This window comes from Enterobacter sp. KB-221C9, from assembly GCF_041320715.1.
GTDB lineage: Bacteria > Pseudomonadota > Gammaproteobacteria > Enterobacterales > Enterobacteriaceae > Enterobacter > Enterobacter asburiae_D.
Genome location: NZ_JBGIWG010000006.1, coordinates 309,606 through 331,010 on the forward strand (window position 1 = coordinate 309,606; position 21,405 = coordinate 331,010).

General features: G+C 57.3%; 17 protein-coding genes. 10 read left to right on the forward strand and 7 right to left on the reverse strand.

Features of this window, described 5'->3' with window-relative positions; all coding sequences use genetic code 11:
• Positions 1-2: 2 nt before the first annotated feature.
• From AB8846_RS11620 to fhuB, 5 genes are all read left to right on the forward strand, one after another.
• Positions 3-1,007 (forward strand): fimbrial protein, encoded by a 1,005-nt coding sequence (locus tag AB8846_RS11620; protein ID WP_370732748.1) that lies wholly within the window; start codon positions 3-5, stop codon positions 1,005-1,007.
• A gap of 204 nt (positions 1,008-1,211) precedes the next feature.
• Complete coding sequence (gene fhuA / locus AB8846_RS11625; protein ID WP_370732749.1) at positions 1,212-3,467, forward strand: ferrichrome porin FhuA; 2,256 nt, start codon at positions 1,212-1,214, stop codon at positions 3,465-3,467.
• A 50-nt stretch (positions 3,468-3,517) separates the two neighbouring features.
• Positions 3,518-4,315 carry a Fe3+-hydroxamate ABC transporter ATP-binding protein FhuC gene (gene fhuC, locus AB8846_RS11630; RefSeq protein WP_063145178.1) on the forward strand — a complete coding sequence of 266 codons (798 nt, stop codon included), beginning with the start codon at positions 3,518-3,520 and terminating at the stop codon, positions 4,313-4,315.
• Positions 4,315-5,205, forward strand: coding sequence for a Fe(3+)-hydroxamate ABC transporter substrate-binding protein FhuD (fhuD, locus tag AB8846_RS11635; RefSeq protein ID WP_370732750.1), 891 nt, complete (start codon positions 4,315-4,317; stop codon positions 5,203-5,205). Before fhuC ends, fhuD begins: the two co-directional genes overlap by 1 nt.
• Positions 5,202-7,184, forward strand: coding sequence for a Fe(3+)-hydroxamate ABC transporter permease FhuB (gene fhuB, locus AB8846_RS11640; RefSeq protein ID WP_370732751.1), 1,983 nt, complete (start codon positions 5,202-5,204; stop codon positions 7,182-7,184). Before fhuD ends, fhuB begins: the two co-directional genes overlap by 4 nt.
• An 84-nt stretch (positions 7,185-7,268) precedes the next feature.
• On the opposite strand, the gene hemL is transcribed toward fhuB, so the two are convergent.
• Positions 7,269-8,549 carry a glutamate-1-semialdehyde 2,1-aminomutase gene (hemL, locus tag AB8846_RS11645; protein WP_370732752.1) on the reverse strand — a complete coding sequence of 427 codons (1,281 nt, stop codon included), beginning with the start codon at positions 8,547-8,549 and terminating at the stop codon, positions 7,269-7,271.
• A 177-nt stretch (positions 8,550-8,726) separates the two neighbouring features.
• On the opposite strand from hemL, the gene clcA reads away from it, so the two are divergent.
• Both clcA and erpA read left to right on the forward strand, forming a co-directional pair.
• Entirely contained in the window at positions 8,727-10,127 is a 1,401-nt protein-coding gene (gene clcA / locus AB8846_RS11650) for a H(+)/Cl(-) exchange transporter ClcA (protein ID WP_370732753.1), read from the forward strand.
• Positions 10,128-10,206: 79 nt separating this feature from the next.
• Positions 10,207-10,554: an iron-sulfur cluster insertion protein ErpA gene (erpA, locus tag AB8846_RS11655; RefSeq protein ID WP_063145182.1), complete on the forward strand. Its 348-nt coding sequence runs from the start codon at positions 10,207-10,209 to the stop codon at positions 10,552-10,554.
• Between the two features lie 72 nt (positions 10,555-10,626).
• Here erpA and AB8846_RS11660 read toward each other — a convergent pair whose 3' ends face one another.
• Genes AB8846_RS11660 through mtnN form a run of 3 tightly spaced genes read right to left on the reverse strand, consistent with a single transcriptional unit; the run spans position 10,627 to position 12,769 of the window.
• On the reverse strand, positions 10,627-11,250 hold the full coding sequence (locus tag AB8846_RS11660; RefSeq protein ID WP_023334566.1) for a TRIC cation channel family protein: 624 nt from the start codon (positions 11,248-11,250) through the stop codon (positions 10,627-10,629).
• A 27-nt stretch (positions 11,251-11,277) separates the two neighbouring features.
• Positions 11,278-12,078, reverse strand: coding sequence for a vitamin B12 ABC transporter substrate-binding protein BtuF (btuF, locus tag AB8846_RS11665; RefSeq protein ID WP_370732754.1), 801 nt, complete (start codon positions 12,076-12,078; stop codon positions 11,278-11,280).
• Positions 12,071-12,769, reverse strand: coding sequence for a 5'-methylthioadenosine/S-adenosylhomocysteine nucleosidase (gene mtnN / locus AB8846_RS11670; RefSeq protein ID WP_370732755.1), 699 nt, complete (start codon positions 12,767-12,769; stop codon positions 12,071-12,073). The genes btuF and mtnN overlap by 8 nt, the downstream gene beginning before the upstream one ends.
• A gap of 82 nt (positions 12,770-12,851) precedes the next feature.
• Here mtnN and dgt point away from each other — a divergent pair, with 82 nt between their 5' ends.
• The 3 genes from dgt (at position 12,852) to cdaR (ending at position 17,238) form a co-directional block, all read left to right on the forward strand.
• On the forward strand, positions 12,852-14,366 hold the full coding sequence (gene dgt / locus AB8846_RS11675; protein WP_370732756.1) for a dGTPase: 1,515 nt from the start codon (positions 12,852-12,854) through the stop codon (positions 14,364-14,366).
• A gap of 131 nt (positions 14,367-14,497) precedes the next feature.
• Complete coding sequence (degP, locus tag AB8846_RS11680) at positions 14,498-15,934, forward strand: serine endoprotease DegP (protein ID WP_370732757.1); 1,437 nt, start codon at positions 14,498-14,500, stop codon at positions 15,932-15,934.
• Positions 15,935-16,080: 146 nt separating this feature from the next.
• Positions 16,081-17,238, forward strand: coding sequence for a DNA-binding transcriptional regulator CdaR (gene cdaR / locus AB8846_RS11685; protein WP_331413313.1), 1,158 nt, complete (start codon positions 16,081-16,083; stop codon positions 17,236-17,238).
• Positions 17,239-17,373: 135 nt separating this feature from the next.
• Here the strand turns inward: cdaR and AB8846_RS11690 are convergent, their stop codons facing one another.
• The 3 genes from AB8846_RS11690 to glnD all read right to left on the reverse strand — a co-directional run bounded on the left by AB8846_RS11690 (position 17,374) and on the right by glnD (position 21,404).
• The gene (locus tag AB8846_RS11690; RefSeq protein WP_014168696.1) at positions 17,374-17,760 is read right to left on the reverse strand and encodes a DUF3461 family protein; all 387 of its coding nucleotides are present in this window, start codon (positions 17,758-17,760) and stop codon (positions 17,374-17,376) included.
• 111 nt (positions 17,761-17,871) lie between these two features.
• Complete coding sequence (gene dapD, locus AB8846_RS11695; RefSeq protein WP_008501915.1) at positions 17,872-18,696, reverse strand: 2,3,4,5-tetrahydropyridine-2,6-dicarboxylate N-succinyltransferase; 825 nt, start codon at positions 18,694-18,696, stop codon at positions 17,872-17,874.
• Positions 18,697-18,728: 32 nt separating this feature from the next.
• Positions 18,729-21,404 carry a bifunctional uridylyltransferase/uridylyl-removing protein GlnD gene (gene glnD / locus AB8846_RS11700; protein WP_370732758.1) on the reverse strand — a complete coding sequence of 892 codons (2,676 nt, stop codon included), beginning with the start codon at positions 21,402-21,404 and terminating at the stop codon, positions 18,729-18,731.
• Position 21,405 lies beyond the last annotated feature (1 nt).

A 21,405-nucleotide genomic window follows, 5' to 3' on the forward strand; every position in this document is an offset into this window, starting at 1 on the left:
CCATGAGTCAGCGATGTTCAGTTAAAACGTTTCTTTTATCGGCGCTGCTCTTGCTTACGGGCGCATTTTTCCATCTGGCCCGGGCAGGCTGTACCTTTAACGGCAAAGCTGACGTGGATGCCGTGGTGACGTTTCAACTTCCTCCGGTGATTATTATTGCCCCCGACACGCCGGTCGGCACCGTGATTTACGATGCCAGCGTTGAAAGTAAAGAGGTGTTAATTGACTGCAACGGAGATGAGTATATTCGGCGCGGGTATCTGGCGCTGTCAGATGATGACGCGCGCGAAGATGTTTTACCTGGGGTATATCAAACCAACGTGCCGGGCATTGGCATCCGTTCGGCTTCGTCAACCGAGCAGTTTCCCAGCTATCTCGAAGAGAATCTTACACGTCCTATGCACTATGTGGGATCAACACATGGTTCTTCGCAGAGTAAATCGACATTTCGCGCAGCTGCGCAACTGGTGGTAACAGGCGATATTCAGGATGGTGACCTGGATACCTCGCTGTTAACGTCGGTGGATATTCTGGGCAACACGGTGATTGGCGAAATGCGGTATTCCCCCACCAGCGTGCGCATCACCACCAACACCTGTAATCTGGTAGACCGTAACATTTATGTTCCGCTGAAGACCGTTAATACCCGTGATTTCGACGGGCAGTATTCCGACATACTGACTGACAGCAGTTTTAAGATTGAAATAACCGATTGTGCTGCGGGAACGAAAGTTGATTATCAGTTCACCAGCGCCGGTTCTACCGGAGTGACGAACGGCAATATTCTAGGTATCGCAACCGGAGATTCCGCCGCCGCGGGTGTCGGCATTCAAATTCTCGATAAGAACAATACGGTGCTGCAGTTTGACCAGAACTACACGGCGATAACCAGTACGCAGGACAAGGTTCCCGTCGAAATCCCCCTCAAGGCGCGCTACGTCAAAACGGGGGAGGTTAAAGCGGGCAAAGTCGATTCCGTCGCCACGTTCGAGGTGTTTTACCGTTAATCCTCTCAGCCCGTGTCGGCGGGCTTTAGCGAACATTTCGCTAACCTCATTAACCCTCTCTTTTCATCTGGTTAATTCTTAAACCCTTAAATCTTGTAGGGCCGCTTACTGCTTGCTATGCAACCAGCGTTTCGCATATTATTCTGGCGCTCATAATAATAATTCTCGTTTACGTTATCATTCACTTTTCCATCAGAGAACAACATGGCGCTTTTCAATACAGCTCAGCCTATTAACACGTCGCGACGTAAAATCGCGGTCGTTGTCGCCACAGCGGTTGCCGGCATGTCTGCTTATGGACATGCGGCCGAAGCCCCGAAAAAAGAAGAAACCATTACGGTAACAGCAGCACCTGCGGCGCAGGAAAGCGCCTGGGGGCCTGCTGCGACTATCGCCGCAAGGCAATCCGCGACCGGGACCAAAACGGATACCCCGATTCAAAAAGTTCCTCAGTCTATTTCTGTGGTCACGGCCGAAGAGATGGCGCTGCATCAGCCGCGCTCGGTGAAAGAAGCCCTGAGCTACACGCCGGGCGTTGCGGTAGGCACGCGCGGTGCGTCTAATACCTATGACTATTTGATTATTCGCGGCTTTGCGGCGGATGGTCAGACGCAGAATAACTACCTCGACGGCATGAAAATGCAGGGGAACTTCTATAACGACGCGGTGATTGATCCTTATATGCTGGAGCGCGCCGAGATCTTGCGCGGTCCGGTTTCCGTTCTGTACGGCAAAAGCAGCCCAGGCGGTTTGCTGAATATGGTCAGCAAGCGCCCAACAACCGAGCCGCTGAAAGAGATCCAGTTCAAAGTCGGCACGGACAGCCTGTTCCAGACCGGGTTCGACTTTAGCGATGCAATTGACGATGACGGCGTTTACTCTTACCGATTAACGGGTGTGGCACGTTCAAATAATTCCCAGCAGGAAGGTAAGGGCGAGCAGCGTTACGCCATCGCGCCATCTTTCTCCTGGCGTCCGGATGACAAAACCACCTTCACGTTCCTCTCCTACTTCCAGAACGAGCCTGAAACGGGTTATTACGGCTGGCTGCCAAAAGAGGGGACGGTTGATCCGCTGCCGAACGGCGATCGTCTGCCGACGAACTTCAACGAAGGCGCGAAGAACAATACCTATTCCCGTAACCAGAAAATGGTGGGATACAGCGTCGACCACGAGTTCAACGATACCTTTACCGTGCGTCAGAACCTGCGCTATGCGCAGAATAAGACCTCGCAAAACAGCGTTTACGGCTACGGTATGTGTTCCGATCCGCTCCATTCGAGTAATCCGGCATCCAGCCCTTGCGCGAGCGTTCCTCAGTCGCAGTGGGGTCATACGCTGACTCGCCAGTATGTGATCGATAACGAGAAGCTGGAAAACTTTACTGTTGATACGCAGTTGCAGAGCAAGTTCGCGACGGGTTCACTCGATCATACTCTGCTGACGGGTGTGGATTTCATGCGCATGCGTAATGACATCGACTCGTGGTTCGGTTATGCCGGTTCCGTTGCGCCATCTGATATCTATAACCTCGATCGTAGCGATTTCGATTTCGGTTCACATCCTGGACCGTCAGGTGCCTATCAGGTGTTGAACAAGCAAAAACAGACCGGCGTTTACGCTCAGGATCAGATTGAGTGGGACAAAGTCCTGGTAACCCTGGGCGGTCGTTATGACTGGGCCGATCAGGAATCCTACAACCGCGTGACGAACACTACCTCCAAACGTGATGATACCCAGTTCACCTGGCGCGGTGGCGTTAACTATCTGTTTGATAACGGCGTAACCCCGTACTTTAGCTACAGCGAATCGTTTGAACCGGCTTCGCAGAGCGATGCCCAGGGCAAGCTGTTCGCGCCGTCTAAAGGCAAACAGTACGAAGCGGGCGTGAAATACGTGCCGAACGATCGTCCGATCGTCGTCACCGGCGCATTGTACCAGCTGACCAAAACTAACAACCTGATGGCGGACCCGGCGGGCTCCTTCTTCTCGGTTCAGGGCGGTGAAATCCGCGCGCGTGGCGTAGAGGTGGAAGCGAAGGCGGCCCTGTCTGCGAGCGTTAACCTGGTGGGTTCTTATACCTATACCGATGCGGAATACACCACGGACACCACCTACAAAGGCAACACGCCAGCTCAGGTGCCAAAACACATGGCGTCGCTGTGGGGCGATTACACCCTGTTTGACGGTGCGCTGTCTGGTCTGACGCTGGGTACCGGCGTGCGTTACACGGGCTCAAGCTATGGCGATCCGGCGAACTCCTTCAAGGTGGGCAGCTACACCGTTGTCGATGCGCTGGTCAGATACGATCTGGCACGCGTTGGCATGGTGGGCTCAAACGTGGCGCTGCACGTGAACAACCTGTTCGATCGCGAGTACGTTGCCAGCTGCTTCAATACCTACGGCTGCTTCTGGGGTGCTGAACGTCAGGTTGTTGCCACCGCGACCTTCCGCTTCTAATCTCTTTTCGGGCACGGTTCGCCGTGCCCTTTTTATTTAAGTTGGCTGAAATGCAGGATATTCAAACGCAACCCGACACCACCTTTACGCTCAACCATCTCTCCTTTCGCGTACCCGGGCGCACGCTGCTGCATCCGCTCTCTCTGACGTTCCCTGCCGGTAAAGTGACGGGCCTGATTGGTCACAACGGTTCCGGTAAATCCACGCTGCTCAAGATGCTGGGGCGCCATCAGCCGCCTTCAGAAGGGGATATTCTGCTGGATGACCAACCGCTGGAGAGCTGGAGCAGTAAAGCCTTTGCCCGCAAAGTGGCCTATCTGCCGCAGCAGCTGCCCCAGGCGGAAGGGATGACGGTGCGTGAGCTGGTGGCGATTGGCCGTTATCCGTGGCACGGGGCGCTTGGGCGCTTCGGCGTCGCCGACAGAGAGAAGGTGGAAGAGGCGATTGCGCTGGTCGGGTTAAAGCCGCTGGCGCACCGTCTGGTGGATAGTCTGTCCGGCGGCGAACGCCAGCGCGCGTGGATTGCGATGCTGGTGGCGCAGGACAGCCGCTGTCTGCTGCTGGATGAACCGACCTCTGCGCTGGATATTGCGCATCAGGTCGACGTCCTGGCGCTGGTGCATCGCCTGAGCCAGCAGCGTGGTCTGACGGTCATTGCGGTCCTGCACGATATCAACATGGCCGCGCGTTATTGTGACTACCTCGTCGCGCTGCGCGGGGGCGAGATGATTGCCCAGGGCACACCGTCTGAGCTGATGCGCAGCGAAACGCTGGAACATATTTACGGTATTCCGATGGGTATTCTGCCTCACCCTGCCGGGGCTGCACCGGTGAGCTTTGTCTACTGATGCTGGATAACGCTCGCATTAGCCGCCGTCGCCTGCTGACGGCGATGGCGCTCTCACCGCTGCTGTTAAAAATGAATACGGCGCGTGCCGTCGCGGTCGATCCGCACCGTATTGTGGCCCTGGAGTGGCTGCCGGTCGAGCTGATGATGGCGCTGGGCGTCACGCCCTATGGCGTGGCGGACATACCTAACTATAACCTCTGGGTGAACGAGCCGAAGCTGCCGGACTCGGTGATCGACATCGGCCTGCGTACGGAGCCAAACCTCGAACTGCTCACCCAGATGAAACCCTCGTTTATGTTCTGGTCAGCGGGCTACGGTCCGTCAGAGGATATCATGGCGCGCATTGCGCCAGGACGTGGATTCGCCTTCAGCGACGGTAAAAAACCGCTGGCGATGGCGAAAAACTCGATTAACGAGATGGCGCGTTTCCTCAATCGCGAAGTCGAGGCCAAAAAGCATCTCGACGAATTTGATGCCCTGATCGACTCCCTGAAGCCACGCTTTGCCAACCGGGGCGATCGTCCGCTGCTGATGGTGACGCTGCTGGATGCCCGCCATATGCTGGTCTTTGGTAAAAACTGTCTTTTCCAGGAAGTGCTGGACAGCTTCGGCATTCGCAATGCCTGGGAAGGGGAGATGACGTTCTGGGGAAGTACTGCCGTGGGTATCGATCGTCTGGCGGCGTTTCGCGACGTCGACGTGCTGTGCTTCGATCACGGCAACGAACGCGACATGCAAACCCTGATGGCGACTCCGCTCTGGCAGGCGATGCCGTTTGTGCGCGAGCAGCGCTTCCAGCGCGCCCCGGCGGTCTGGTTCTACGGTGCGACGCTGTCGGCCATGCATTTTGCCCGCGTGCTGGATAACGCCCTGGGAGGTAAAGCATGAGTACGCGTATCGCCCGCTTACCGGCGCTGCTGTTATCCCTGATTTTTTTGGTTGCGCTGGTATTAACCGGGTTCAACCTCTCGACGGCATTACCCCGCGCGCAGTGGGGGGGCGCTCTGGCCTCGCCGGATATCGACAATATTCAGCAGATGCTGTTCCACTACAGCCTGCTGCCGCGTCTGGCGATCTCCCTTTTAGTCGGCGCCGGTTTAGGGCTGGTTGGCGTGCTGTTCCAGCAGGTTTTGCGTAACCCGCTGGCAGAGCCAACCACGCTCGGCGTCGCGACCGGCGCACAGCTTGGGATCACCATCACCACGCTGTGGGCGCTGCCGGGAGCGTTAACCTCGCAGTTTGCGGCACTCGCGGGGGCGTGCGCGGTGGGCGCGCTGGTCTTTGGCGTGGCCTGGGGCAAGCGCCTTTCTCCGGTAACGCTTATCCTGGCCGGGCTGGTGGTGAGCCTCTACTGTGGCGCGATTAACCAGCTGCTGGTGCTGTTCCACCACGATCAGCTGCAAAGCATGTTCCTGTGGAGTACCGGCACGCTCACCCAGACCGACTGGAGCATTGTGCAGCGCCTGTGGCCGCAGCTGGCTGGCGGTGTTGTGCTGACGCTGCTGCTCTTGCGTCCCCTGACGCTCATGGGGCTGGATGATGGCGTGGCGCGTAACCTGGGGCTGGCGCTGTCGCTGGCTCGCCTGGCGGCGCTGACGCTGGCGATTGTATTGAGTGCCCTGCTGGTGAACGCGGTCGGCATCATCGGGTTTATTGGCCTGTTTGCGCCACTGCTGGCGAAAATGCTCGGGGCGCGTCGTTTACTGACGCGTCTGATGCTGGCACCGCTGATTGGGGCGCTGATCCTCTGGCTTTCCGATCAGCTTATTCTCTGGCTGGCGCAGGTCTGGAGGGAAGTATCCACCGGCTCTGTGACCGCGCTTATCGGGGCGCCGCTGCTGCTGTGGCTGCTCCCGCGCCTGCGCAGCATGAGCGCGCCGGCGATGGACGCGGGCGATAGAGTTTACGCTGAACGTCAGTCGGTTCTGTGGTTTAGCCTTGCCGGTCTGGCGGTGCTGATGATCGCCTCGTTCGCGGCGCTCTCATTCGGACGCGATGCCTCGGGCTGGCACTGGGCAACGGGTGATTTACTCAATGAACTGCTGCAGTGGCGCTGGCCGCGTATCTTCGCTGCGCTGATCGCAGGGGTAATGCTGGCGGTGGCGGGGTGCATTATTCAGCGTCTGACCGGCAACCCGATGGCGAGCCCTGAAGTGCTTGGGATCAGCTCTGGCGCCGCCTTTGGCGTGGTGCTGATGCTGTTCTTTGTGCCGGGCAATGCGTTTGGCTGGCTGATGCCTGCCGGCAGTATCGGCGCGGCAGCCACGCTGATGATTATCCTGATAGCCGCCGGTCGCGGCGGTTTTTCGCCGCACCGCATGCTGCTGGCCGGGATGGCGCTTAGTACCGCATTTACGATGCTGCTGATGATGCTGCAGGCAAGCGGCGATCCGCGTATGGCGAAGATCCTGACCTGGATTTCCGGCTCGACGTACAACGCCACCGGCAGCCAGGTAGTCTGGTCCGGGATGGTGATGCTCGTGCTGCTGGCGATGGTGCCGCTGTGCCGCCGCTGGATGACCATTCTGCCGCTTGGCGGTGAAACCGCTCGTGCGGTGGGGATGGCGCTGACGCCAGCGCGCGTGGCCCTGCTGCTGCTAGCGGCGTGCCTGACGGCTGTGGCTACCCTGACGATTGGACCGCTGAGTTTTGTCGGATTAATGGCCCCGCACATTGCCAGAATGATGGGATTCCGCCGGACGATGCCGCATATTGTGATGTCGGCCCTGACGGGCGGGGTGATGCTGGTGTTCGCGGACTGGTGCGGAAGAATGGTGCTGTTCCCGTATCAGATCCCGGCGGGTCTACTGTCGACCTTTATCGGTGCGCCGTACTTTATTTATCTGTTGAGAAAGCAGAGCCGGTAGTCAGGTGCGGCCTGATACCCTCTCCCTCGGGGAGAGGGAGAACATCGTAGGCCGGGTAAGCGTTAGCGCCACCCGGCAATGCCCTTAGAGCTTCGCAAACACCTTACGCGCCGCGTCGATGGTGTTGTTGATATCTTCTTCGCTGTGCGCCACGGACATAAAGCCCGCTTCGAACGCGGAAGGCGCCAGGTACACGCCTTCTTCCAGCATCAGGTGGAAGAAGCGCTTGAAGCGTTCAACGTCGCACTTCACCACGTCCTGATAGCAGGTCACGGTTTTCGCATCGGTGAAGAAAATCCCGAACATGCCGCCCACGTGGTTAACCACCAGAGGGATGCCGGCCTCTTCTGCGGCTTCCAGCAGACCGTTTGCCAGCTGCGTCGTCAGGTCGGTCAGGGTTTCGTGAATGCCCGGCTGAGCCACTTCGGTCAGGCAGGCAAAGCCCGCAGCCATGGCGATAGGGTTACCGGAGAGCGTGCCTGCCTGGTAAACCGGGCCGGTTGGCGCCAGGGCTTCCATCACGTCCTTACGCCCACCGAATGCACCCACAGGCATACCGCCGCCGATGATTTTACCGAGGCAGGTCAGGTCCGGCTCAACGCCGTAGTAAGACTGGGCACCCGCCAGCGCTACGCGGAAGCCGGTCATCACTTCATCGATGATCAGCAGCGCGCCGAACTCATCGCACAGGGCGCGCAGGCTCGGCAGGAACTCGGGCTGCGGTGGGATGCAGTTCATGTTGCCCGCAACCGGCTCAACGATGATGCAGGCGATCTCCTGCGGATACTGCTCGAACGCCGCGCGAACGGTAGCAAGATCGTTGTAGGTGCAGGTCAGGGTGTGCTTCGCGAAATCTGCCGGTACGCCTGGCGAGTTTGGCTGGCCAAGCGTCAGCGCGCCGGAACCGGCTTTCACCAGCAGGCAGTCTGCGTGGCCGTGGTAGCAGCCTTCGAATTTGATGATTTTATCGCGGCCCGTAAAACCACGCGCCAGGCGGATGGCGCTCATGGTGGCTTCGGTACCGGAGTTCACCATGCGTACCATGTCCATGGTGGGCACCAGTTCGGTCACCAGCTCCGCCATTTTCACTTCCATTTCGGTTGGCGCGCCGAAGCTCAGGCCGCGCTGGGCGGCTTCGATTACCGCGTTACGAATCGCCGGGTGGTTGTGGCCCAGCACCATCGGGCCCCAGGAACCCACATAATCGATATAGGCTTTGCCATCGACATCATACAGATACGCGCCGTCAGCACGTTCGATAAACAGCGGCGTACCGCCCACGCCGGTGAAGGCGCGCACAGGTGAGTTCACGCCACCCGGAATAAGCTCGCGGGCTGCACTGTAGAGGTTTTCAGACTTGCTCATGGCGTCGTTCCTGGTTCGTATAAAATGATTAAGCCCACTATTCTAAGTGATTCGGGGAAGGTTATGAAATTTTTGCCCCATTAATGCATAAACAATTGTTAAGGATTTTTCACGGGACGGCGCGACTGTCTCTGGTAAAATCCTCGCGGCTTTTTGTGTGACGAATAAGAACAGGACATGAAATCAGATTCTCCGTCTTTTGAAGAACAACAGTTTACGCGCGCCCAGCACCGAATCAGTATTCGGCGGCTGCTCAATCGCGATAAAACGCCGCTGGCTATCCTGCTGGCCGCTGCCGTGGTGGGGACTCTCGCGGGTCTGATTGGCGTGGCGTTTGAAAAAGCGGTTAATGCCGTACTCAACTGGCGAGTGGGCACCGTGGCCGGTTTCGCCGATAGCGAATGGCTGGTCTGGGTGTGGGCATTCGGGCTGTCTGCGCTGTTTGCCATGGTGGGGTATTTTCTGGTGCGTAAATTCGCGCCGGAGGCGGGTGGATCGGGCATCCCGGAAATTGAAGGTGCGCTGGAGGAGCTGCGTCCGGTGCGCTGGTGGCGGGTGATTCCGGTTAAATTCATCGGCGGCATGGGTACGTTGGGCGCGGGCATGGTGCTTGGCCGGGAAGGGCCCACGGTACAGCTGGGGGGGAACGTCGGCCGCATGGTGGGCGATCTGTTTCGGATGCGAAGCGCCGAAGCGCGTCATACGCTGCTGGCAACCGGCGCGGCGGCGGGGCTTTCAGCCGCGTTTAACGCGCCGCTGGCGGGCATTTTATTTATCATCGAAGAGATGCGCGCGCAGTTTCGCTACAACCTGATCTCGATTAAAGCGGTGTTTACCGGCGTCATTATGTCGAGCATCGTGTTCCGCATCTTTAATGGCGAGGGCGCGGTCATTGAGGTGGGTAAACTGACCAACGCGCCGGTCAACACCCTGTGGCTTTACCTGATCCTCGGCATGATTTTTGGCGTGGTGGGGCCGCTGTTCAACACCTTTATCCTGCGCGCTCAGGATATGTTCCAGCGCATTCACGGCGGGAACACCACGAAATGGGTGCTGATGGGCGGTCTGCTGGGCGGAATGTGTGGCGTACTCGGGTTTATTGAGCCGAATGCCGCAGGCGGCGGGTTCGGGCTGATTCCCATTGCGGCGGCGGGGAATTTCAGCGTGGGTCTGCTGCTGTTTATGTTTATTTCAAGAGTCATCACGACGGTGCTGTGCTTCTCCTCCGGCGCGCCCGGCGGGATTTTCGCCCCGATGCTGGCGCTGGGGACATTGCTGGGCACCGCGTTTGGTATGGCGGCTGAAGCGGGGTTTCCCGCCTATCATCTTGACGCCGGGACCTTTGCCATCGCCGGAATGGGGGCGTTGCTGGCCGCATCCCTGCGTGCGCCGTTGACCGGGATCGTGCTGGTGCTGGAGATGACGGACAATTACCAGCTCATTTTGCCAATGATCATTACCTGTCTCGGCGCGACACTATTGGCCCAGTTCCTGGGTGGAAAACCGCTATACTCCACCATCCTTGCGCGTACCCTGGCAAAACAAGAGGCTGAGCGGGCCGCCACGCAGAATACTTGAATGAATTACCAGGGTATTAGATAATGAGATAAAGAATTGGGTGAATTTTACCCAATAGCAGTATTCATGGGAGCATAAGATGAGTGATGACGTAGTAGCTGTACCGCTCGAATTTACCGAAGCAGCAGCCAAAAAAGTGAAAGTCCTGATTGCCGATGAGGACAATCCGGATCTGAAACTGCGTGTCTATATTACCGGTGGCGGCTGCAGCGGCTTCCAGTATGGTTTTACTTTTGACGATCAGGTTAACGATGGCGATATGACTATCGAGAAACAGGGCGTCGCGCTGGTGGTTGACCCGATGAGCCTGCAGTATCTGGTGGGTGGTTCGGTGGATTACACCGAAGGTCTGGAAGGTTCGCGCTTTGTGGTGACCAACCCGAATGCGACAAGCACCTGCGGGTGTGGTTCTTCGTTCAGTATTTAAGCGGGTGCGGGCTGATGCCCTCACCCCCGGCAAAACGCTAAAAACGGTAACCTGATGGTTACCGTTTTGCATTTACCTGCCATTCTCATCCAGCGCAAACGTCGGCAGCTTCAGGTGCCAGCGTATCGCCGCTAAACGTATCACCAGCGTCACGACCATCCCCAGCATGGCGGCATTTTCCAGCGGGAGGGCAAAGGTGTAGTACGCGGTCGCGTGAACGATCCCGCCCACAATGCAGGCCGTTGCGTAAATTTCAGTACGCAGGATCATCGGCACTTCTCGCGCCAGAATATCGCGAATGATCCCACCGCCCACGCCGGTTAATACGCCCATACAGATTGCCACCATCGGACCGGTACCCGCATTAAACGCCTTATTGACGCCAATACCGACAAACACGGCCAGACCCACGGCATCCAGCACCGGCAATATCCATTTTGGTAATCTGCGCGGCTGGCGAACCAGCACAATGGTTAACAGGCAGGTGACCATCGCGACCACCAGATCGGTCGGATCTTTCACCCAAAATACCGGGCCATTCGCCAGCGCCATATCGCGGATAGTCCCGCCGCCAACGGCGGTCACCACGCCCAGCACCAGCACGCCAAACGGATCCATGCGTAGTTTTCCGGCGAGTAAAACGCCGGAGATAGCAAAAACGGCTGTGCCAAGAATATCCAGCCAATAAACGAGCATCGTTAAATCCTCGAAAAGGGTCTTATGTTAGTGACTCTCTGCCAGCGCGGCACAGAGCTGTTTTGCGGCGAGGATAATACGCGGGCTGGCGCGTTCAAACCAGTCGCTGTTGAGCGGGATCACCGGAATTTTTAGCTGCCTTTGCCAGAATTGTTCGATTTTAGGAATTTCGCTCGCATTTCCGACCACGACGATGGCCTGCGGCTGGCGCGCCAGGACCTGTTCACGGCTGACCTGAGGCCACGGCACCCGGCTGGCAGCAAAGATATTTTCACCGCCACAGACTTCCAGCACCTGGTTCTGAATCGACCCTTTTCCGGTGGTGAACAGCGGCTGGCTGCCAAACTGCAGGAAGATGCGCTTTTTAACAGGGGTATCGTACCGGGATTTCAGCGCGGCATAGTCGCTCAGCATCTGTTTCGCCGCAGCCTCGGCTTTTTTGGGCGTAGGGCTGTAGGGTGCCAGGGCGCGTAGCGCCTGAGCGACCTGCTCAATGCTGACGGCATCAATCCACATCACTTTTATGCCAAGCGAGGTGAGCTGGTTGACCTGCCGCTCGGCGTTGCCGCCACGCCAGGCCAGCACGAGATCCGGTTTAAGCGCCACGATGCGCTCAAGGTTCATCCCCTGCCAGGTTGCCACTTGTTCAATATCCGCGGCTTGCGGTGGGTAATCCGAATAGCTACTCACGCCAACGGGCGTGATCCCGGCGGCAAACGCCAGTTCCGTATTCGCGGGAGAGAGCGTAATCACACGCGGTACAGCATAGAGCCACAGCGGTGTGAGAAGAAGCAGGGCGGCCAGCGCCCTGACGGTATGTTTAGCCACGTGCCAGATTCTGCACCAGGCGTTCCACCATCACGGTGGACTGTTTTGCCGCAACGGTCAGGAACTCGTCGAAGCTGATGTGGGACTGCTGGTCAGCCACGTCGGAGATGGCGCGAACCACCACGAACGGTACGCTGAAGTTATGGCAAACATGAGCGATCGCGGTCGCTTCCATCTCAACGGCAACCGCCTGGGGGAAGTTATGACGGATTTTCGCCAGCCCAACGGAGCCGTTGATGAAGGCATCGCCGCTGACAATCAGACCGCGTACCGCGTTGAGGTCGAGTTCTGCGATGCAGGTCTCTGCCGCCGCAATCAGTTTGTCGTCAGCTTTAAAACCCGCAGGGCAGCCCGGGAGCTGACCGTACTCGTAACCGAATGCGGTGACGTCGGCGTCATGGTAACGCGCTTCGTCGGAGACAACGATATCACCCACTTTCAGCGTCGGCGCCAGGCCGCCCGCAGAGCCGGTATTCACGATCACGTCCGGCTTGCAGCGCTCAAGCAGCAGGGTTGCACCCAGTGCAGCAGCCACTTTACCGATGCCTGATTTCAGCAGAGCCACGTCAACGCCGTTCAGCTGGCCGGTGTAGATTTCACAACCACCAAGAGAGAGCGTCTGACGGTTCTCAATTTTGTCACGCAGCAGCGTAACTTCTTCTTCCATTGCACCAATAATGCCGATTTTCATAGATTTACTCGCGATGTGCCTTGTTAAGATGCATAGTCTATCATGCGGTTAAGGGGAAACGCATTCTCACGCGGGGGAGCACATGGCACCAATCGATTTTCGCACCAAAATTAACTGGCACCGACGTTTCCGTTCGCCGCAGGGCGACAAGAGCGAACATGAGATCCTGCGTATCTTCGAGAGCGATCGCGGGAGGATTATTAACTCGCCCGCTATCCGGCGTTTACAGCAAAAGACCCAGGTGTTCCCGCTGGAGCGTAACGCCGCGGTGCGCACCCGCTTAACCCACTCCATGGAAGTGCAGCAGGTCGGACGCTACATTGCCAAAGAGATTTTGAGCCGTCTCAAAGAGCAGCGTTTACTGGAAACCTATGGTCTGGACGAACTGACGGGGCCCTTCGAGAGCATCGTTGAGATGGCCTGCCTGATGCATGACATCGGCAACCCGCCTTTCGGCCACTTTGGTGAGGCGGCTATCAACGACTGGTTTAAGCAGCGGCTTTATCCTTCGGATGCGGTAAGCCAGCCCCTCAGCGATGACCGCTGCATCGTACGCGATTTACGCCTGCGTGAAGGTGAAGAGGGGCTGAACGATCTGCGTCGCAAAGTGCGCCAGGATTTGTGTCACTTCGAGGGCAACGCGCAGGGGATCCGGCTGGTCCATTCCCTGATGCGCATGAACCTCACCTGGGCACAGGTCGGCTGCATTCTGAAATATACCCGCCCCGCGTGGTGGATGGGGGATACGCCCGCGTCCCACAGTTATTTAATGAAAAAACCGGGCTATTACCTTTCCGAAGAGGCCTATATTGAACGGCTACGTAAAGAACTTTCATTGACGCCAAATGGCCGCTTTCCATTGACCTGGATTATGGAAGCCGCCGATGATATTTCCTATTGCGTGGCCGATCTGGAAGATGCCGTTGAGAAAAGAATCTTCAGCGTCGAGGAGCTTTATCAGCATCTTTATGCGGCCTGGGGTACCCATGAAAAAGGCTCGCTCTTTTCGCAGGTTGTCGAAAATGCCTGGGAAAAATCGCGCTCAAATACATTAAGCCGCAGTACGGAAGACCAGTTCTTTATGTATTTGCGGGTCAATACATTAAATAAACTGGTGCCGTATGCGGCGTCGCGCTTTATTGATAATTTACCGCTCATCTTCAGCGGAGAATTCAACCACGCGCTGCTGGAAGATGACAGCAGTTTCAGCCAGCTTCTTGAGCTTTATAAACATGTGGCGATGCGGCATGTATTTAGCCATCCGGATGTCGAGCAGCTGGAACTGCAGGGCTATCGGGTAATCAGTGGGTTACTGGAAATTTATTCCCCGTTGCTCCAGCTGTCGGTCGACGAGTTTAGCGAGCTGGTGGAACACGAGCGCGTGCGCGGAATACCTATCGAATCGCGGCTTTATCAGAAACTCTCTACCCGGCATCGTCTGGCGTATGTCGAAGCGATTGGCAAGCTGGATCGCCACTCTTCCCAATGGCCGGTGATGGAATATTATTATCGCTGCCGTCTTATCCAGGACTATATCAGCGGCATGACGGATTTGTATGCCTGGGATGAATACCGCAAGCTGATGGCGGTGGAATAATCCCGGAGTTTTGTAAAGACGGCCAATAAATTTTTACCTTTTCCATAAACTTATCGCCGGAACTAAGCGGTATAAAACGAATCTGAGTTACACAGCAATTTTGCGTTACCTGTAAATCGAGATTGAGAAACATGAAAAAAACCACATTAGCAATGAGTGCACTGACTCTGAGTTTAGGTTTAGCGCTGTCTCCTCTGACTGCTACTGCAGCCGAGACCGCGTCGTCGGCAGCAACCGCGCAGCAGATGCCAAGCCTGGCACCGATGCTCGAAAAAGTGATGCCATCGGTGGTGAGTATTAACGTTGAGGGCAGCACGACCGTCAATACGCCGCGTATGCCGCGTAACTTCCAGCAGTTCTTCGGCGACAACTCGCCGTTCTGCCAGGACGGTTCGCCATTCCAGAGTTCACCGTTCTGTCAGGGCGGTGGTGCCGGGGATGACAGCCAGGGCGGCGGCCAGCAGCAGAAATTCATGGCGCTTGGCTCGGGTGTAATTATTGATGCGGCGAAAGGCTATGTCGTCACCAACAACCACGTGGTTGATAACGCTAACAGCATTAAGGTTCAGCTGAGCGATGGCCGTAAATTCGACGCCAAGGTAGTGGGTAAAGACCCGCGCTCCGACATCGCGCTGATCCAGATCCAGGATCCGAAAAACCTGACGGCGATTAAAATTGCCGACTCCGACGCGCTGCGCGTGGGCGACTACACCGTGGCGATCGGTAACCCGTTCGGTCTGGGTGAAACCGTGACCTCCGGTATCGTCTCTGCGCTGGGCCGTAGCGGCCTGAACGCGGAAAACTACGAAAACTTCATCCAGACGGATGCGGCGATCAACCGCGGTAACTCCGGCGGCGCGCTGGTGAACCTGAACGGTGAGCTGATCGGTATCAACACCGCGATCCTGGCACCGGACGGCGGCAACATCGGGATCGGCTTTGCTATCCCAAGTAACATGGTGAAAAACCTGACCGCGCAGATGGTGCAGTATGGCCAGGTGAAACGCGGCGAGCTGGGTATCCTCGGGACCGAGCTGAACTCCGAGCTGGCTAAGGCGATGAAAGTTGACGCCCAGCGCGGGGCATTCGTCAGCCAGGTGATGCCGAATTCCTCCGCGGCGAAAGCGGGCATTAAAGCGGGGGATGTGATCACCTCCCTGAACGGTAAGCCGATCAGCAGCTTTGCCGCTCTGCGTGCCGAAGTAGGCTCAATGCCGATTGGCAGCAAAGTGACCCTCGGCCTGCTGCGCGACGGTAAGCCGGTTAACGTGAGCCTGGAGCTGCAGCAGAGCAGCCAGAATCAGGTGGATTCCAGCACCATCTTCAGCGGTATTGAAGGTGCCGAGATGAGCAATAAAGGCGCAGACAAAGGCGTGGTGGTGAACAACGTGAAGGCGAATTCACCGGCAGCCCGTATCGGCCTGAAAAAAGGCGATGTGATCATGGGCGCTAACCAGCAGCCGGTGAAAAACATCGCTGAACTGCGCAAGATCCTCGAAAGCAAGCCTTCCGTGCTGGCGCTGAATATCCAGCGTGGTGATACCTCGCTTTATCTGCTGATGCAGTAATCCTCTTAAGCCCCTGTTCGCAGGGGCTTTCTCGTTTCTGTGATTCTTGCCACAACTCCATACTTCTCCCTCTCTCTTTGTGCATTCGCACAATGCAGCCGTCGCCGAACTTCCCTATGCTTGAGCACTGCTCACGGGAGGGTTATATGGCTGGCTGGCATCTTGATACCAAAATGGCGCAGGATATCGTGGCGCGCACCATGCGCATCATTGATACCAATATCAACGTGATGGATGCCCGCGGGCGCATTATTGGCAGCGGCGATCGCGAGCGTATTGGGGAATTGCACGAAGGTGCGCTGCTGGTGCTTTCCCAGGGGCGGGTCGTGGATATCGACGATGCGGTAGCGAAACATCTGCACGGCGTCCGTCAGGGCATCAATTTACCGCTGCGCCTTGAAGGCGAGATCGTGGGGGTAATCGGCCTGACCGGCGAGCCGGAGTCCTTGCGTAAATACGGTGAGCTGGTCTGTATGACGGCAGAGATGATGCTGGAGCAGTCGCGCCTGTTGCACCTGCTTGCCCAGGACAGCCGCCTGCGTGAAGAGCTGGTGATGAACCTTATTCAGGCGGAAGAGCATACGCCTGCGCTCAGCGAATGGGCGCAGCGTCTGGGGATCGATCTGAACCAGCCGCGCGTGGTGGCGGTCATTGAGGTCGATAGCGGCCAGCTTGGCGTAGACAGCGCTATGGCCGAGCTGCAGCAGCTGCAAAATGCGCTGGCGACGCCGGAGCGCGATAACCTGGTGGCGATCGTTTCTCTGACGGAGATGGTGGTGCTCAAACCCGCGCTCAATGCGTTCGGCCGCTGGGATGCCGAAGATCATCGTCGTCGCGTGGAGCTGCTGATCTCCCGGATGAAGGAGAATGGTCAGCTGCGTTTTCGCGTTGCGCTGGGCAACTACTTTACCGGGCCGGGCAGTATCGCCCGCTCCTGGCGTACCGCGCGCACCACCATGATGGTGGGCAAGCAGCGGATGCCGGAGAGCCGCAGTTATTTCTATCAGGATCTGATGCTTCCGGTGCTGCTCGACAGCCTGCGCGGGGGCTGGCAGGCCAATGAGCTGGCGCGGCCATTAGCGCGTCTGAAAGCCATGGACAACAACGGCCTGCTGCGCCGAACGCTACAGGCGTGGTTCCGCCATAACGTGCAGCCGCTGGCGACGTCGAAAGCGCTGTTTATTCACCGCAATACCCTGGAGTATCGGTTAAACCGGATTTCGGAGCTGACGGGGCTGGACCTGGGGAATTTTGACGACAGGCTGCTGCTGTATGTGGCGCTGCAGCTGGACGAGCAGAGATGATGCTGTTTGCCGGGTGGCGGCTTCGCCTTACCCGGCCTACATGCTGAGTGCGGTCTGGTGCCCTCACCCCATCCCTCTCCCACGGGGAGAGGGCGCAAACATTAAAAACGGCAATCAAGGATTGCCGTTTTGCTTTTATTTCCGCGTTAATTTCTCAAGATCCGCTTCAATCTCGCTGATCTTATTCGTTACAACGCTTTCAAGGTGACGCAGATCGTCAAGGATCTTACGCTTGAGATCGACTTCGGTGCGGTCGCGCTGGCAGATCTGATCGAGTTCATCGATCACATAGCGCAGGTTAGGGCTGATTTCCTGTACTTCTTTGTATCCCTGTCCTACGCCGTCAGCGACAACGGTCTTACGCTGGCGTGGATATTTAAACTTCACGCTTTTGGCGAAAAACTCTCCTTTGTCCTTGTGAAAATAGATTTTCAAAATATCGTTATTGGCTTCCTGACGGAGGCTGTAACGATCAATTTCATCAGGATTGGTAATGCCCAGACTTTTCAGATTATCGTACATAGCGGTACCCTTGATCTCAACATAACCTTTGAATAATTAACGAAAAAATCTATTTTCGCCACCCTCAGATATAAAAAAAGCGGGGTTGCCCCCGCTTTTTGTTATACCCGATTAATCGATGGTGCGCAGCAATTCGTTGATGCCCACTTTACCGCGCGTTTTCGCATCTACTTTCTTCACGATAACCGCACAGTACAGGCTGTATTTGCCATCTTTTGACGGCAGGTTGCCGGAAACCACCACGGAGCCCGCCGGAACGCGACCGTAGTGAACTTCGCCGGTTTCACGGTCGTAAATACGGGTGCTCTGACCGATGTAAACGCCCATGGAGATCACGGAGCCTTCTTCAACGATCACGCCTTCAACCACTTCAGAGCGCGCGCCGATGAAGCAGTTGTCTTCGATGATGGTCGGGTTAGCCTGCAGTGGCTCCAGAACACCACCGATGCCCACGCCGCCGGACAGGTGAACGTTTTTACCGATCTGCGCGCATGAACCGACAGTCGCCCAGGTGTCAACCATGGTGCCTTCGTCAACGTAGGCACCGATGTTCACGTAGGATGGCATCAGCACGGTGTTGCGTGCGATGAATGCGCCCTGACGTACTGCCGCAGGCGGTACCACGCGGAAGCCTTCTTTCTGGAAACGCGCTTCGTCGTAGTCAGCGAATTTCATAGGGACTTTATCGAAGTAGCGGCTTTCAGCTCCGTCGATAACCTGGTTATCGTTGATACGGAAAGAGAGCAGCACGGCTTTCTTCAGCCATTGATGAGTGACCCACTGACCGTCGATTTTTTCTGCCACGCGCAGCGCGCCGGAATCCAGAAGGGAAATCACCTGGTTTACCGCTTCACGGGTCACGGTATCCACATTTGCCGGGGTAATCTCGGCGCGGCGCTCAAAAGCGGACTCAATAACGTTCTGTAACTGCTGCATTGTTTACTCTTTCCATTTCACTAAAAAACATATCACCCTTTATCGTTTGGATTGAGGGCTGCTGTCAACCGTTGTTGCACTTCAAGCTGCAGGTCATTATTAAGGGCACGCCGGTCCGCTGTCGCGATTATAAATAAATCTTCTACTCGCTCGCCAATCGTTGTAATTCGGGCCCCGTGGAGCGAAATTCCCAGATCGGCAAAAACCTGGCCGACGCGGGCGAGCAGTCCCGGCTGGTCGAGCGCGATCAGCTCCAGGAACGATTTACGATCGGTGTGGGTCGGCAGGAAATTGACCTCGGTATCGACGGTAAAGTGGCGCAATTTCGCCGGCTGGCGACGCGGCTGCGGGGGCTGCCAGCTGCGCTGGGTAATCGCCTGTTCCAGACCAAAACGTATCCCTTCATGCCTGTCCGACGACAGCGGGCTGCCATCCGGCTCCAGCACGATAAAAGTATCCATTGCCATGCCGTCGCGGGTGGTAAAAATCTGCGCGTCGTGAACGCTCAGGTTACGCCTGTCGAGCTCCGCACAGACGGCGGCAAACAGGTAGGCGCGGTCGGGGCTCCAGATGAAGATCTCCGTGCCGCCGCGCGTGGCCTGCGGGCTGAGCAGGATCATTGGCTTCGACAGATCGTGTTTCAGCAAATGACGCGCGTGCCAGGCGAGCTGGTTTGGGCTGTGGCGTACAAAGTAGTTCGCGCGGCAGCGCGCCCAAATCTGATGCAGCGCCTCTTCATCAATATTGTCCATCCGCAGCAGCGCCAGCGCCTGTAGCTGGTGATGGCGCACGCGCTCGCGCATGTCCGGGGTGTTTTGCATCCCGCGACGCAGCTGTTTTTCGGTCGCGAAGTACAGCTCGCGCAGCAGGCTCTGCTTCCAGCTGTTCCACAGCGTTTCGTTGGTGGCGCAGATATCGGCCACCGTCAGGCAGACCAGATACCGCAGGCGGTTTTCCGTCTGAACCACTTCCGCGAACTGCTTGATCACCTCAGGATCCTGAATGTCACGACGTTGAGCGGTGACCGACATCAGCAGATGGTGGCGTACCAGCCAGGCCACCAGCTGCGTTTCACGCGAGTTCAGGCCGTGCAGCTCGGCAAATTTCAGCACGTCCTGCGCGCCCAGAACCGAATGGTCACCGCCGCGACCTTTGGCGATATCGTGGAACAGGGCGGCAATCAGGATCAGTTCCGGATGGGTCAGGCGCGGCCACAATTCCACGCACAGCGGATGGCGGGAGCGCGTCTCTTCTTTCGCAAAGCTTTCAAGCTTGAGCATCACGCGGATCGTGTGTTCATCCACCGTGTAGGCGTGGAACAGATCGAACTGCATTTGCCCGACAATGTGCGACCACTGCGGCATATAGGCCCACAGCACGCTGTGGCGGTGCATCGGCAGCAGCCCGCGGCTGACGGCGCCCGGGTGACGGAGCATGCTCAGGAACAGCGAGCGCGCTTCCGGGATATAGCACAGCGGCTGCGTCAGATGGCGGCGCGCATGGCGCAGATGGCGCAGGGTGGTGGAGTAGATCCCGGTGATGGTGCTGTTGCGCACCATGGTATAGAACATTCGCAGAATCGCTTCCGGCTCGCGGATGAACAGCGTTTCGTCGCGCAGATCGATAAGCGTGCCGCGCAGCTGGAATTCGTCATCAATCGGGCGCGGTTTTTCGTCCGCGGTCAGGGCCAGAATGGCCTCGTCGAACAGCTGCAACAGCATCTGGTTCAGCTCGGTCACCCGGCGGGTGACGCGGAAGAAATCTTTCATCATGTGCTCAACCGGCTCGTTGCCTTCGCCCTGATAATTCAGGCGCTGGGCCACGCTGAGCTGGCGGTCAAACAGCAGACGGTTATCGTAGCGGGTGACTTCCAGATGCAGGGCAAATCGGATGCGCCACAGCAGGTGCAGGCACTCGTTCAGCTCGTTACGCTCTGCCTCGGTTAAGAAGCCGAAGCCGACCATCTCGTCCATCGAGGTGGCGCCAAAATGGCGGCGGGCGACCCACTGCAGGGTGTGGATGTCGCGCAGGCCGCCGGGGCTACTTTTAATATCGGGCTCAAGATTATAGCTGGTGCCGTGGTAGCGCTGGTGGCGCTGATTTTGCTCCTCGACCTTCGCGGCGAAGAACTTTTCTGACGGCCAGAAGCCGTCGCTGAAGATGTGCTTTTGCAGCTCCAGAAACAGCGCGACGTCGCCAATCAGCAGGCGGGTTTCAATCAGGTTGGTGGCGACGGTCAGGTCCGATAATCCTTCCAGCAGACACTCTTCCAGGGTGCGCACGCTGTGGCCGACTTCCAGCTTCACGTCCCAGAGCAGCGTCAGCAGTTCGCCAATTTTTTGCGCCTGTTCGTCCGGGAGCTTTTTGCGGCTTAAGATCAGAAGATCGATATCGGAAAGCGGATGCAGCTCACCGCGGCCATAGCCCCCGACGGCAACCAGCGCAACATCACTGATTTGCCCAAACCCGTAATCGATCCACAGGCGCTGCAGCAGCTGGTCGATAAATTCGGTGCGCGCTTCAATGAGCTGCTCGGCCGACACGCCTGCGTCGAACGCACTGCCCAGCCAGCGATGGAAAACATCCATATGGGCTTTAATATGCGCGCAGGTCAGCTCGTGCGACGGCCAGACGCCCGGGTTATCGGGCTGGTCGGGAAGGGTGGGAAGTGCTGTGTTAGCATACTGTTCGGGTAAAAGATTACTCATC

Excerpts from the sequence above, each read along its gene's own strand:
- AB8846_RS11620 (WP_370732748.1), top strand. The coding sequence starts at position 3 with ATGAGTCAGCGATGTTCAGTTAAAACGTTTCTTTTATCGGCGCTGCTC.
- erpA (WP_063145182.1), top strand. The coding sequence starts at position 10,207 with ATGAGTGATGACGTAGTAGCTGTACCGCTCGAATTTACCGAAGCAGCA.
- clcA (WP_370732753.1), top strand. The coding sequence starts at position 8,727 with ATGAAATCAGATTCTCCGTCTTTTGAAGAACAACAGTTTACGCGCGCC.
- AB8846_RS11690 (WP_014168696.1), bottom strand. The coding sequence starts at position 17,760 with ATGTACGATAATCTGAAAAGTCTGGGCATTACCAATCCTGATGAAATT.
- fhuC (WP_063145178.1), top strand. The coding sequence starts at position 3,518 with ATGCAGGATATTCAAACGCAACCCGACACCACCTTTACGCTCAACCAT.
- hemL (WP_370732752.1), bottom strand. The coding sequence starts at position 8,549 with ATGAGCAAGTCTGAAAACCTCTACAGTGCAGCCCGCGAGCTTATTCCG.
- dgt (WP_370732756.1), top strand. The coding sequence starts at position 12,852 with ATGGCACCAATCGATTTTCGCACCAAAATTAACTGGCACCGACGTTTC.
- fhuB (WP_370732751.1), top strand. The coding sequence starts at position 5,202 with ATGAGTACGCGTATCGCCCGCTTACCGGCGCTGCTGTTATCCCTGATT.
- fhuD (WP_370732750.1), top strand. The coding sequence starts at position 4,315 with ATGCTGGATAACGCTCGCATTAGCCGCCGTCGCCTGCTGACGGCGATG.
- degP (WP_370732757.1), top strand. The coding sequence starts at position 14,498 with ATGAAAAAAACCACATTAGCAATGAGTGCACTGACTCTGAGTTTAGGT.
- glnD (WP_370732758.1), bottom strand. The coding sequence starts at position 21,404 with ATGAGTAATCTTTTACCCGAACAGTATGCTAACACAGCACTTCCCACC.
- fhuA (WP_370732749.1), top strand. The coding sequence starts at position 1,212 with ATGGCGCTTTTCAATACAGCTCAGCCTATTAACACGTCGCGACGTAAA.
- mtnN (WP_370732755.1), bottom strand. The coding sequence starts at position 12,769 with ATGAAAATCGGCATTATTGGTGCAATGGAAGAAGAAGTTACGCTGCTG.
- dapD (WP_008501915.1), bottom strand. The coding sequence starts at position 18,696 with ATGCAGCAGTTACAGAACGTTATTGAGTCCGCTTTTGAGCGCCGCGCC.
- cdaR (WP_331413313.1), top strand. The coding sequence starts at position 16,081 with ATGGCTGGCTGGCATCTTGATACCAAAATGGCGCAGGATATCGTGGCG.
- AB8846_RS11660 (WP_023334566.1), bottom strand. The coding sequence starts at position 11,250 with ATGCTCGTTTATTGGCTGGATATTCTTGGCACAGCCGTTTTTGCTATC.